Source organism: Paraperibacillus marinus (genome assembly GCF_046237605.1).
GTDB classification, from domain to species: domain Bacteria; phylum Bacillota; class Bacilli; order Bacillales; family DSM-1321; genus Paraperibacillus; species Paraperibacillus marinus.
On the sequence record NZ_CP143542.1, the window covers coordinates 2,138,227 to 2,150,340 of the forward strand.

The 12,114-nt window shown below is 44.5% G+C and carries 12 protein-coding genes; 4 read left to right on the forward strand and 8 right to left on the reverse strand.

Going from position 1 to position 12,114, the window contains the following annotated elements:
- The first annotated feature begins 215 nt into the window (after positions 1 to 215).
- Entirely contained in the window at positions 216 to 1,028 is an 813-nt protein-coding gene (locus V1498_RS10915) for an alpha/beta fold hydrolase (protein ID WP_409298969.1), read from the forward strand.
- Between the two features lie 745 nt (positions 1,029 to 1,773).
- Positions 1,774 to 2,238 carry a hypothetical protein gene (locus V1498_RS10920; protein WP_409298970.1) on the forward strand — a complete coding sequence of 155 codons (465 nt, stop codon included), beginning with the start codon at positions 1,774 to 1,776 and terminating at the stop codon, positions 2,236 to 2,238.
- Between the two features lie 55 nt (positions 2,239 to 2,293).
- On the opposite strand, the gene V1498_RS10925 is transcribed toward V1498_RS10920, so the two are convergent.
- Together V1498_RS10925 and V1498_RS10930 are read right to left on the reverse strand one after the other, a co-directional pair.
- On the reverse strand, positions 2,294 to 3,268 hold the full coding sequence (locus V1498_RS10925; RefSeq protein WP_409298971.1) for a phosphotransferase enzyme family protein: 975 nt from the start codon (positions 3,266 to 3,268) through the stop codon (positions 2,294 to 2,296).
- A gap of 238 nt (positions 3,269 to 3,506) precedes the next feature.
- Positions 3,507 to 4,799 carry an NCS2 family permease gene (locus V1498_RS10930; RefSeq protein ID WP_409298973.1) on the reverse strand — a complete coding sequence of 431 codons (1,293 nt, stop codon included), beginning with the start codon at positions 4,797 to 4,799 and terminating at the stop codon, positions 3,507 to 3,509.
- 121 nt (positions 4,800 to 4,920) lie between these two features.
- On the opposite strand from V1498_RS10930, the gene V1498_RS10935 reads away from it, so the two are divergent.
- Positions 4,921 to 5,790: a LysR family transcriptional regulator gene (locus V1498_RS10935; protein WP_409298974.1), complete on the forward strand. Its 870-nt coding sequence runs from the start codon at positions 4,921 to 4,923 to the stop codon at positions 5,788 to 5,790.
- 60 nt (positions 5,791 to 5,850) lie between these two features.
- Here the strand turns inward: V1498_RS10935 and V1498_RS10940 are convergent, their stop codons facing one another.
- Positions 5,851 to 7,080, reverse strand: a complete 1,230-nt coding sequence (locus tag V1498_RS10940; protein ID WP_409298976.1) for a threonine synthase — start codon at positions 7,078 to 7,080, stop codon at positions 5,851 to 5,853.
- A gap of 357 nt (positions 7,081 to 7,437) precedes the next feature.
- Between V1498_RS10940 and V1498_RS10945 the strand changes: the two genes are divergently transcribed.
- Positions 7,438 to 8,088, forward strand: a complete 651-nt coding sequence (locus tag V1498_RS10945) for a C40 family peptidase (protein ID WP_409298978.1) — start codon at positions 7,438 to 7,440, stop codon at positions 8,086 to 8,088.
- 138 nt (positions 8,089 to 8,226) lie between these two features.
- On the opposite strand, the gene V1498_RS10950 is transcribed toward V1498_RS10945, so the two are convergent.
- From V1498_RS10950 to V1498_RS10970, 5 genes are all read right to left on the reverse strand, one after another.
- Entirely contained in the window at positions 8,227 to 8,706 is a 480-nt protein-coding gene (locus V1498_RS10950; RefSeq protein WP_409298980.1) for a GNAT family N-acetyltransferase, read from the reverse strand.
- Positions 8,707 to 8,733: 27 nt separating this feature from the next.
- Positions 8,734 to 9,357 (reverse strand): arylformamidase, encoded by a 624-nt coding sequence (gene kynB, locus V1498_RS10955; protein ID WP_409298982.1) that lies wholly within the window; start codon positions 9,355 to 9,357, stop codon positions 8,734 to 8,736.
- Between the two features lie 13 nt (positions 9,358 to 9,370).
- Positions 9,371 to 10,219 (reverse strand): tryptophan 2,3-dioxygenase, encoded by an 849-nt coding sequence (gene kynA / locus V1498_RS10960; RefSeq protein ID WP_409298984.1) that lies wholly within the window; start codon positions 10,217 to 10,219, stop codon positions 9,371 to 9,373.
- 124 nt (positions 10,220 to 10,343) lie between these two features.
- Entirely contained in the window at positions 10,344 to 11,318 is a 975-nt protein-coding gene (locus V1498_RS10965; RefSeq protein ID WP_409298985.1) for a zinc-binding alcohol dehydrogenase family protein, read from the reverse strand.
- 15 nt (positions 11,319 to 11,333) lie between these two features.
- Complete coding sequence (locus V1498_RS10970; RefSeq protein ID WP_409298987.1) at positions 11,334 to 12,113, reverse strand: enoyl-CoA hydratase/isomerase family protein; 780 nt, start codon at positions 12,111 to 12,113, stop codon at positions 11,334 to 11,336.
- Between the last annotated feature and the right edge of the window lies 1 nt (position 12,114).

A 12,114-nucleotide genomic window follows, 5' to 3' on the forward strand; every position in this document is an offset into this window, starting at 1 on the left:
CCTTACATCAATCAAGGCACTGATTTAGTTAACCATCCATAAGTACACGAAAGAGTTCGCGCTTGCCTTAATTCCAACAATTTTATAACGAAATACGATCGATCAACGCGAATTGTTGAACAGGATTTTAGCTATTCCACTATCTTAATATAAAAATCCCATGAAGAAGTGATCTGGAAAGTGTGAATACAAATATTATTAAAGGAGGTTCATTTATGCCGTTCATTGATGTAAACGGAACTACGCTTTACTACCAGGATACCGGTCCAAAAGATGCACCAGCCTTGGTTTTCAGTCACTCATTATTCTTTAATAGTCGAATGTTTCATAAACAAGTGGAACGGTTTGCTGGTGAATACAGAGTCATTTGTTATGATCATCGGGGGCAAGGGAAAAGTGCTAAAGATACGCTGGAGATGCTTGATTTGGATACATTGACAGAGGATGCGGCAGCACTTATTAACGAGCTTGTTTTAGGCCCCTGTCATTTTGTTGGTAACTCTATGGGGGGCTTCATTGCTTTGCGTCTGGCTGCAAGGCATCCAGAACTCCTTATTTCATGTTCAGTGCTGGGGACATCCGCTGAAGAGGAATATAAAATAGATGAATTTCAGCCAATTGTTGAGCATCTACAGAAATATGGAGGCAAGCCCATGTCCCAAACTTTGATATACATTATGTTTGGAGACACATCACTTGAAGATCCGTCTTTTGCGAATGAACTCAATTTCTGGAAGGATCACATAGAGGGTTTGGATCGTACAATTGGCGATGTTGCATATCAGGTGTTTCATCGCAAACGAATCCTGAGTGAACTAAATGGAGTGGATGTTCCGATGTTGGCGATTGCGGGAGCTGAAGATCATGCCTATACGGTTGAACAGTCGAATAAAATTGCAGTCACAGTAAGAAATGGTGTGTGTAAAGTCATTGCCAACGCGGGCCATTCTCTGGCACTTGAAACTCCGGAAGAAGTTAATTCGTTTCTTGCTGAACATTTCCGTAATTCAGGTAAGTATACAGAATAAGCATTGCAAAAAGAGGGTTGTTTTGTGCCTGAATTAAAATATACCTTTAAAACTAGAAATCTCTTTCTTGTTAAACACAAAAGATTTTTTAAAATACTGCGGCCATGTTTGGCGGCTTTTTTTTATGGTTCTTTATACTTCTTTAGTTATGGAAGAATTAAAGAACGGACCGGAACTTCGTTTAGTTCTTTACGTACTCATTTAGTAAAATGCAGCCGGTGGATCCCCGTGCCTTAGAAAATTCCAGTCAGCATAATATGGAGGAGAGCAGGTTCTAATGCAGAGGAATCGCTGGATTCCTTTTTCATAATTCTAGTTTACATAATATATATTATAGGAAGTTGATTTAGAAACGTTATTTTATCTCAAAACAAAAGATTACTTGAAACAGTGAGAAATTTTATAGATTTTTACCTATATAGAATCCATTCTTTTTTTTTGATCTTTCTTTTTTATTGTACACAATTTTACACATGGCTGCTGGCTGCTTCCTGAGTTTCCAAGTTCGTATTCTACAGTGACATTATTGTCAGCCGTCGGTTTTGTTAACTCAAATTATTCAATCAGTCAAAACAAAAATTCTTTCAATTAACCTTCTTATGTTCGTATGCATTTTCCATATTCTGTCTAAACTGATATCACATAAATTAAATGCTATTTTGCTGCTTAATTTACATATACATGTGTTAAGCAGCTATATTTTTTGTCCATGCCCCGGTCATTCTTCTTCAGGAGGGTTTTTTCTATGGCTGACATTCGCGGTGTCCTGGATCCAGACGTTTATGGTGTTGCAAAAACGATAGGAATTATGGAAGATAAACAATTTATTTTAGAGTCCCACGGTTTGGCTGATGAAAGCCAAATGATTCTTTTAGGCATTGATTCCAGGCTTTTATCTGTCTTCTGTACTTCCCTATCTGATGATTATAGCGGCTTTATCGTCGTATATGATTATAATTATTTTTGTATGGATGGTGAATTGATGGAAGCAATCATTTGGCATGAAATCGGCCATCTCTCCCACCCTGTATTGGTTGATACCATCAATATAGAGGCTGAAATAGCCTGTGACCGGATGGCATTGGAGAATTCTGGCCTTTCAGGTATTCTTTCTCTGCTGCAAAAAACGAAGGAAATGGGAACTCATCTTGGCAACCGGCTGCTCGTGGAATTAACCGATCAGCGTTTAAATGCCATTTTCAGCACATAAGAACAAATGTTCTGTAAACAAAAAAGCTAAGAGATTTCTTAGCTTTTTTATGTCCTTACAGTTCCATCTCATATTTAGCTATCTCACTCAACAGCTTGTTCCTTAGTACTCGAAGCCACTCAGGGTCACTGGAATGCTCCTTGATGTCAACGCTCCTTAACATCCTGGCGTACATGTATAATTGATGGAAACGGAAATACCATTCTGCTTTTTCATAAAAATCCGATTCCAATTTGAACCTGTTTCTATAACCTTGGAGAAATGGCTGCAGTTTCTCGTATTTTTCATTAATTCCATCCAGATCACGAAGTGAATATACAATATCTGCTCCATACCAGTTGTTCATGCTGTCATCAAAATCGATGATTCCTGCTCTTCCTTCATTAAAAAGCACATTATCCGGCTCACAATCAAAATGGATATATCCGTAAGTTTCCTTGCTTTTCGGCCAAAAGGACATTTCATGCTCGATTTGGTCTAATTCCCTTGCAACTTTTGGACTGCGGGTGGGAAGCCATTCTTTAACTTTTTCCAGTAAGCTTTGAGGATTATCCCGGCATTCCAGGCACCCTTCAGGCAGCTGGGAAAACTCGTTGTGGAGCGAGCCAAGTGCACGGCCCCATTCAAAAAGATTGCCCTTATCCATATTTTCCAGATCTATATGACCGCCAGGAAGTTCTTCAAACACAGATGCGTAAAAAGTTCCTTGTAAATTTACTGATTTTTCAACGGCATATCCATTTTTCGACATTACCGGCTTTACAGTAGTTACTTCACTGCTGGACAACTGCTGCAAAATCTCCAGCTCACATTGAATGCCGGACAACTCTTTTTCCTCTGCTGAATTGAAACGCAAGAAGTAACGGCGTCGTTGATATGTGAACCTGAATATAAAGTTGGCGCTTGCCCGGACGAAATAAACAGTACCTGGTTCGTAATTCCAGGGTGATAGTATTTCCTCGGCAAGTCTGCTCTGCCATTTTTCATCTAACGTTTCCATCACTACCTTCATTGTACTTAGCTTCATCATTAGATTATTCCCCTTTTACTATGTGTTTTTCCAAAAGCAAAGCAGGGTTTCTCTGGATGAAAAAAAGCCAAATGAAATACCATTTGGCTTTTTTACTGAAGCTATTTTGTATGAAACCCGTTAAGGCACACCTATCCCAATCGTAAGAAAAGAGGGATCTGCGGCTTTTGCTTATTGGATTGGCAATACATAAAACCATCCCTCCTTTCACCCGTTATTATCTTTACTATACTATACGTTAAGCTCCCTGAATAGCGCTGATCAAATAATTGAGCAGGAATAGGGCCGCGATAATATAAAGTGTAATGCTGACTTCTCTTCCCTTTCCTGTCAGCAATTTGATGATAGGATAAGCGATGAATCCAAGTGCCAGGCCGTCTACGATGCTGTAGGTGAGCGGAATGAACACGATGATCACATAGGCAGGAAAGGCTTCTGTGAGATCATCCAGATTGATTCCCTTGATGCTCTGAAGCATTAGCGCTCCAATCAGGACAAGCACCGGAGAAATGGCGCTGTCCGGAATCAGCTTGATTAACGGGATGATTAGCAGGGACAGAAGGAACAGGATGCCAGTGGTTACACTTGTAAGGCCGGTCCTTCCTCCTGCCGTGATGCCTGAGGTTCCTTCCACGGTTGAAACGGTCGGGCTTGAACCGAAGAGACCACTCAGCACCACTGACAAGGAAGTAGCCTGAAGTGCTTTTTTGTACTTCTGAGGTGATCCTGCCAGCCGTGTCTGGCCGTAGACAAGTCCGATGTTTTCAAAAATGACGACCATAGCGAGCGAAAATGCTGCGAACCAAAAGGTCATGCTGCCGATGGCTGACCATGAAAAGGCACCGAATAATTCACCATATTCATTGAATGACGGAACACTCCAATGCAGCTTGGACAAATCAATCAATCCGAATAGAAACGCGATGATACTGTTGATGATAATGCTGATCAGGATATTGCCTGGTACATTCTTTATGAAGAGTGTGACCGTAATGATGATTCCTATCAGTGTTGCCAGAACCGCCGGGTCGCTGAAGCTTCCGATTGATACCAATGTACCTTCATTTGCAACGATAACACCTGTGTTTTTCAATCCAATCATTGTTAAAAGGATTCCTATCCCCACAGTAAGCCCTTCTTTAAGGGAATGCGGGATAGCCTGTGAAATCGAGGCCGCAATTGGCGTAAAGGCGATGAGCATAAAGATCAGCCCGGTTATAATAACCACCAACAATGCTTCCTGCCAGCTTAATCCGCTTTTTTGGACCAGTGTATACGTAAACATGACGTTGATTCCCATACCGGGAGCCAGAATCAGCGGTGCATTGCTCCACAGCCCCATCAGCAGGCAGCTCGCCGTACATGTCAGAATGGTACCGAGTATGGCTAGTTCATAAGGAATGCCGGCATCAGCCATGATGCTCGAGTTTACAGCCACTATATATACTATTGTGATAAAAGAAATAAGACCGGCCGTGACTTCCCGCCAGAAGCTGGTGCCATGCTCCTCCAGTTTGAATAATTTGTTCATAATCAAAACCTCATCTATTTGTATATTTTCAACACTAAAGTATGTTAGCATAATAAAGACTATACTTAAAATATCTAAATAATATCATTACTATACTTTATACATATAGGAGGCGATTTGCATGGATTTACGGCAGCTCCGCTATTTTATTGCCATCGTGGAAGAAGGGAGCATTTCCGGTGCCGCCAGAAGACTTCATCTGGCACAGCCGCCACTCAGCCATCAGCTGAAGCTCATGGAAGAAGAGCTTGGTGTTATTTTGCTCGAAAGACAGGGGAAAAAATCAGAGATTACAGATGCCGGAAATGCTCTTTATAAGCATGCCCTCCAAATGACTTCCCTTATGGAGGAAGGAATGAAAGAAATCAAAGAAATCGGCACAGAAGTCCAGGGTGTGCTCCATATCGGCGTGAATACCCTCTCATCCTTTCCGTTATCGCAATTTTTATTAAAATTTCAGCGGAAGTATCCCCATGTTCATTATAAAATCGTTCAGAGTGATTCCCCTCATTTAAGTGAATTGATTGAAAACCGCAGCCTTGACCTGGCGATTATCCGCCTTCCGGCCAAGGAGGAGATTTTTGAATTTATCAGCATTGAAGAAGATACATTTGTGGCGGTCTTTCCTGAGGACTTCGCGGTATCAGGAGACAGCTTTGACATCAAGGAAATATCCAGCTTCCCTCTTATCCTTCCAAGCATAGAAGGCCTCGGGATTCATTCCATGATCATGGAGGAGTTCACAAGACTCGGTATTACCCCTCAATTAATTGGGGAGTGTTCTGACATTGCCTTGCTGCTGCAGCTGGTTGCCGCAGGTTTTGGAATTTCCATTGTCCCAAGATCGGTCCTTTCTGTGCATCCGGGCTTAAAGGTGCGTGAAGCGGAGCTTGCAGAAACAGAACTTAGGTCTGACGCAGCTGTTATCTGGCTAAAGAATCGATATCTCTCGAAGGCGGCTGAGGAATTTTTAGCTATGATTAAGGTATAGGGAAATTTTAAAAAGCCTGGAACTTCCGCCATAAGAGGCTGGAGAACCAGGCTTTTTTTATCAGGCATTCACGATTACGTCTTTTGCTGTGTCGCCCCGCTTAAGGACCGGTGCATCGACATCGATTAATTCAGGGTATTTTATCCCCTGGCCAGTATTCAGGCAAAGGACCCGTTCTCCTTCTTTGATCCAGCCGCTTTCCCTTAGCATGGCTGCAGCAGCGAAAGTGGCGGCTCCTTCGGGACAGACAAAGCTGCCTTCAAGCCGGGCGATTTCTTCATGTGTTTGTTTGATGCTTTCTTCAGAAACGGCCATCGCACAGCCTTCTGTTTTATAAAGGGCCTCAAGTACCAGGAAGTCGCCGATTGCTTTTGGGACATTAATACCAAAAGCAGCCGTCTCGGAATTTTCCCAGAATTGGGATTCAGTTTGTCCCTCCTGCCAGGCTTTGACGATCGGAGCACATCCTTCTGCCTGTACGGCTACCAGTCTTGGCATCTTATCCCCGCTCAGCCAGCCGAGATCTTTCCATTCCAGGATTGCTTTATAGATTCCAATCAAACCGACTCCGCCGCCGGTAGGATAAAGGATAACATCGGGAATATCACCGCCGGCTTGTTCGAGGATTTCATATCCCATGGTCTTTTTCCCTTCGATCCTGTAAGGCTCCTTTAATGTGGATGCATCATAGAAGCCGTGTTCCTTCACCAGTTCACCCACGATTTTGCCGGCATCACTGATCAGTCCGTCAATCAGGGAAAGATGGGCGCCTGATATTGCCACTTCCTTACGGGTGATCGGCGGGGCATCCAGCGGCATGATGATGTAAGATTCAAGGCCGGCCCTTGCGGCATATAACGACCAGGCGGCCCCTGCATTTCCGTTGGTCGGCATCGCAAGCTGCGCCACTCCCAGTTCCTTTGCTTTAGAAACCCCTACAGCTGCTCCCCTTGCCTTGAAAGATCCTGATGGGACCATTCCCTCATCTTTCATGAAAAGGTTCACGATGCCCATTTTCTTCCCGATAACCTTCATCGGCACGATAGGTGTCATACCTTCACCGAGCGACACCACATTTTCTTCATTACGGACAGGAAGCAGCTTATGATATCTCCAAAGATCAAACCGGCTGCTGTCTATCACTTCATACTTGCTTTTACTTCTCAAGGATTCTATATCATACGAAACCAAAAGAGGTGAGCCGCAGCTGCAAAGCTGATTCAGCTTTCTATCATCATATTCACTGCCGCACTTTGGACAAACAAGATGGCTGATCGCACTAAACGACATACAATACCCCCGCATTTCCTTTGAGGAGATTTAACTGCATAGCTTAAGAATCTCCATTGAATTTATAATGAATTCAGTATATATTGTGTATTCTGATAAGTCAAGTCGGGATTAGGTTCGATACATCATATCTGCCGCTTGATTTTCAATGGCAGCTTCCATGTGGATAATGTTGGAATTTGACCCTTAATAATCCATAAACGCTGATATCAAGCGGTTTTTCTACATTTTTCCTTGGTCTTTTTACCTATATTTTGTAATCTAACTGTAAAGGAATATGTCGTTTTTTGAAACATTCATTTAGTAGAATGATAGCAATAAACATACAAAGAATATCTAGGGGGAAAAGGGAAACTAATGAAAAAGTTTATTGCAACAACTGCTATTGCTTCTGCTCTTATGCTATCGCCTCTTCAAGCCTTCGCAAATATCGGGGATGTAACCCTGAAACCAACCCAAACACATGCTGATGTTAAACAGCTTCAAGCATTGCTTAAAGTTAAAAACTATTTCGGATATACTGGTTCCTTCACTACCTACTATGGTTCTTATACAACCAGCGCCGTAAAGAATTTCCAGAGTGCCAAAGGGCTGACAGCTGATGGCGTTGCAGGTCCAACCACATTCAAAGCTCTTGGCGTCTACAAAGTAGACAACACAAGGCTCATCAATTATGCTAAAAAATTCATGGGAGTCCCTTATGTTTGGGGCGGAACCTCTCCATCTGGATTTGATTGTTCAGGGCTGATTTATTATGTATTTAAAGAACAGGGCATCTACCTGCCAAGAACGTCATCTTCTCTTTATACCAATGTAGGTCTGAAGGTCTCTTCTCCTAAACCGGGAGATCTGGTCTTCTTCAACACTTCCGGTAGCGGAGTTTCCCATGTTGGGATTTATATTGGAAATAACGAATTCATCAGTGCAGCATCTTCCAAGGGAGTTTCCATTGCATCTCTGGACAACTCGTACTGGGGACCAAGATATCTTGGAGCCAAAACACTATAAAATGGAAAAGACAGCCGGGGGGCTGTCTTTTTTTTCTGCATTCTCCTTGAGGGGAAACACTATTCTGGCCGACACCAGCCCCAAAGCATTCCATTTTTACACTCTTTGCTTTCCTGTTATGTACTCACACCGTTCGGCTTAAGTACTAAACGAAAATACTGTTCCATCGTCGTTTTCTCTCACTATCTTTTTACTATCATTACAGCAGCGAGTGATCGTCTTGTCCCAAAATGCCTTGGCTTTATGGTTCTGTTTCACCACCGATAGCTGCCAGGTTCCCGGATGAAGATTGAAAATCATACCGGCGGCAGCCATTCCAGCGGAATTTCTTCGGTACTTTCTTAATATGAAGAATTCAGCCATGGAATAATATTCGTTTCCACCTTCAGAAATCCTTCGTACCATAGCAAAACCTGCAAGCTTTCCGCAACATACAACAAAGTAGGGATATCGGTCAGAATCTGTCCAATAATGATCGAGGTACTTATATTCAAAAAAACCCGCATCATTGACGTCATCCCCCGTCATTTCACTAAAATCATATTGATACAGTGCCAGGAGATTGCGTAATGTTACCTTTCTCTCATATGGAATCCTCTCTATTTTCACTTCCAGCATTTCATTCAAATCCTTCATTCGTAAGTTTTAACGCCTTCTAATGACCGCCCTTACCGGACTGCCATCACTTCCTTCTATGGCCAGGGGAAGGGCAGCGAGATCATACAGCCCTTCATCCACTGCATCCAGCAGCAGTCCCTCGAGGATATGTATGCCTGCCTTATTCAATGCGTGATGTGCAGGAAGTTCCTTGCTGTCGAGCTCGTCAACGGATGGCAGATCAAGTCCGATCAAACGGACTCCCCGCCCTGCTAAATAGGAAGCTGCCTCCGGGTCGAATGGAGGAATTGATTGCGGGAACGTGCTCTTGTCCTTCCAGCTGTCTGTGCGGATGATCAGCCTTACTATGCCCTCTATGTGCTTTCCTTCCATTTCCTTGATACCTATCTTTTGAATTCCTGATAAGTGAATAACCTGAGCTACACCCATATAAAGGTTTATATCCAGCTCATGCACCCGCCTTCCTTCATTATCAAAATGAAAGGGTGCGTCAATATGGGTGCCAGTATGGGTACTCAGAACAAGTTTCCCGACATTCACGGAGCCGCTTTCTTCATATGGCCATGAGACTTCATAGGAAAACGGGGTATCACCCGGCCATACTGGCATGCCACCCCGTAACGTCTGAGAGATGTCTATCCAATTATTCATAAAAAAATCCTCCTTATAACTTTGTCCGGAGCGTCCATAGTTCAGGAAAAAACTGCTGATCCAGGACTCTTTTTAAGTACGTGACCCCAGAGGAGCCTCCAGTACCTGTCTTATGTCCGATGATCCGCTCCACAGTTGTCATATGGTTGAACCGCCAGATTTGCTGCTGGCTGCCAATATCAACGAGCTTTTCAGCCAGTTCATATAAATCCCAGTATGTATCCACATCCCGGTAAACCTCGATCCAGGCCGCCTCCACACTTTCATTCGGCTCATAAGGAAGAGACCAGTCCCTCTGCAGGCAATTTTCATCTACCTTTAAACCGTGTGAAGCAAGGGCGGCTACGGAAACATCATAGATGCTCGGTTCGCACAGGGCATCCAGCATCAAGGCATGGAGTTTGGAATCATGCTGATAAACCTGAAGGGTTTTCCTGTTTTTATAGCCGAGGGTAAACTCGATCAATCTATTCTGATATGATTGAAAACCGGAAGAGCTTCCGAGCTTGTCGCGGAATTCGAGATATTCGGCAGGTGTAAGCGTTGCCAGAACGTTCCATGACTGAATAAGCTGCTGCTGGATCCTAGAAACCCTGGAAAGCATCTTGAAGGCAGATTCCAGATCCTGTCCCGCTATCGACTTCTTTGCACCGTCCAGTTCATGAAGCACCTGCTTCATCCAAAGCTCACTGACCTGATGGATGATAACAAAGAGCATCTCATCGTGATGCCCGGACAGGAGCCGCTGGCTGTCCAGAATGGAATCCAGCTTAAGATATTGACCGTATGAAAGATCCTTCTTGAAATCAGTATGTATGTTCTTTTCCCAAACTTCTTCATTCTTTTTCATGCCTTCACTCATGCCTTCATCCCTCCTATGATACTTCTATTGTGTGACACCCGCTCTTTTCCGTCAATCCCTCTTTTACTCTCCTAAAAACACAAAAAAAGACAAGGTTTTTGAAAAAACCTTGTCTTTTCGAAAATCATGGTACGAGTATCAATTTTCCTTTTGTTTTTCTCTCCTGGAGAAGGGAATGTGCTTTTCCTGCTTCCTCCAGGGGAAAGCTCTGTCCTTCAGGAAGCTTGAGGCTTCCCTCTCCGAATAAATTGAACAATTCCGAAAGGCTGGCTTTCAGGAGTTCCGGCTTTCTCATGATCTGCGGCAGGAAAAATCCGGTGACAGACTGGTTCTTAGCCATGAGTGAGGAAGGATGGAACTTACTCTGCACACCGCTTGCCACTCCGTAAATGATCAGCCTGCCAAAGGGAGCCAGACATTTAAGAGTTTCATAGAAGATTCGCCCCCCTGCCATTTCAAGCGCAACGTCGACTCCTTTGCCTCCTGTTGCTTCAAGTACTTTCTGCTCCCATCCGTCCTCTGTATAGTTTATCAGCACATCCGCACCCAAGTCTCCGGCGAGTTCAAGCTTATCCCTTGTGCTCGCTGTTGCTATGACCGTACCGGCGCCAAAGAGGCGGGCAAGCTGGACGGCTATGGTACCGACACCTCCTGCTGCGGCATGGACCAGCACCGACTCCCCTTTTTCAAGCCTGCCCATCGTTTTCAGGATATGATAGGCACTGAGCCCCTGAAGCGGCAGTGAAGCAGCCTGAATATAGGTAAGTCCCTCAGGAAGAGGTATGATGGATCGCTCATCTGCCAGTGCATATTCAGCATAGCCCCCTGATTCGATTAAACAGGCGGCGCGCATCCCCTCTTTGACGGAAGTCACGCCGCTCCCTATTTTTTCAATAACTCCGGCTATTTCGGCTCCCGGCACAAATGGCAGAGGAGTCGGGACCACATACTGGCCTTCCCTTCTTGCCGTATCCGCGTAATTAACGCCTGCCGCATGCACCTTGATCAGAACTTCCCGGCTTCCCGGCTCGGGCACAGGAAGCTCCACGGCATTCATCACTTCAGGTGTTCCGTATTCGGTAAACTGAATGGCTTTCATGATGCTCCCCCCTTCTTATCTTCCTGTGAATACAGGTTTCCGTTTTTCTTTGAAAGCCTGGACGCCTTCTTCATGGTCATCAGTCGATACCATAAATGTCTGGGTAATCCGTTCCTGCTCCAGCACTTCTTCGAGACTTGCCGTCATGCTGATATCGACCAGTTTCTTGATCATCCCAAATGCTTTGCGCGGACCGCCTGCAAGCTCGGCAGCCGTTTTGAAAACTTCTTCCTGCAGTGATTCTTTTGGGAAGACGGCATTCACGATGCCAAGCTGATGCAGCCTTGGAGCATCGAAGGGCCTTCCCGTGAAGAACAATTCTTTAGCAAGATGAGGTCCGACAAGCCTGGTGAGGAAATAAGACCCGCCTCCGTCGGAAACCAGCCCGACTTTTGAAAAACTCAGGGCAAACTGACTGTCTTCAGCAGCAATAATCAAATCGCAGGCAAGGGCCAGGTTGAATCCGGCGCCGGCCGCGAATCCATGTACAGCAGCCAGGACCGGTTTTTCGCATCCTTTTATGGAGAGGATGCACTCATTCAGGAGGCCGATATGATCATATACCTCCCCAGGGCCAGCGGTTCCCATCGTTTTTACATCTCCCCCCGCGGAGAAGGAGCGCCCGGATCCTGAGAGGATCACGGCCCTCACCTCCGGATTTCTTCCCGCTTCCCTGAAGGCTTTGGTCAATCCGGCAATCATATCAGGACTGAACGAATTGAGGCTCTCTGGCCTGTTAAGCGTGAGATGCATGATCCTGTTTTGGATGTTAATCAGCAAATGATTCTGTTGCATG

Bases quoted from the DNA above. Each gene is read 5' to 3' on its own strand.
- V1498_RS10915 (WP_409298969.1), top strand. From the start codon at position 216: ATGCCGTTCATTGATGTAAACGGAACTACGCTTTACTACCAGGATACC.
- V1498_RS10920 (WP_409298970.1), top strand. From the start codon at position 1,774: ATGGCTGACATTCGCGGTGTCCTGGATCCAGACGTTTATGGTGTTGCA.
- V1498_RS10925 (WP_409298971.1), bottom strand. From the start codon at position 3,268: ATGATGAAGCTAAGTACAATGAAGGTAGTGATGGAAACGTTAGATGAA.
- V1498_RS10930 (WP_409298973.1), bottom strand. From the start codon at position 4,799: ATGAACAAATTATTCAAACTGGAGGAGCATGGCACCAGCTTCTGGCGG.
- V1498_RS10935 (WP_409298974.1), top strand. From the start codon at position 4,921: ATGGATTTACGGCAGCTCCGCTATTTTATTGCCATCGTGGAAGAAGGG.
- V1498_RS10940 (WP_409298976.1), bottom strand. From the start codon at position 7,080: ATGTCGTTTAGTGCGATCAGCCATCTTGTTTGTCCAAAGTGCGGCAGT.
- V1498_RS10945 (WP_409298978.1), top strand. From the start codon at position 7,438: ATGAAAAAGTTTATTGCAACAACTGCTATTGCTTCTGCTCTTATGCTA.
- V1498_RS10950 (WP_409298980.1), bottom strand. From the start codon at position 8,706: ATGCTGGAAGTGAAAATAGAGAGGATTCCATATGAGAGAAAGGTAACA.
- kynB (WP_409298982.1), bottom strand. From the start codon at position 9,357: ATGAATAATTGGATAGACATCTCTCAGACGTTACGGGGTGGCATGCCA.
- kynA (WP_409298984.1), bottom strand. From the start codon at position 10,219: ATGAGTGAAGGCATGAAAAAGAATGAAGAAGTTTGGGAAAAGAACATA.
- V1498_RS10965 (WP_409298985.1), bottom strand. From the start codon at position 11,318: ATGAAAGCCATTCAGTTTACCGAATACGGAACACCTGAAGTGATGAAT.
- V1498_RS10970 (WP_409298987.1), bottom strand. From the start codon at position 12,113: ATGCAACAGAATCATTTGCTGATTAACATCCAAAACAGGATCATGCAT.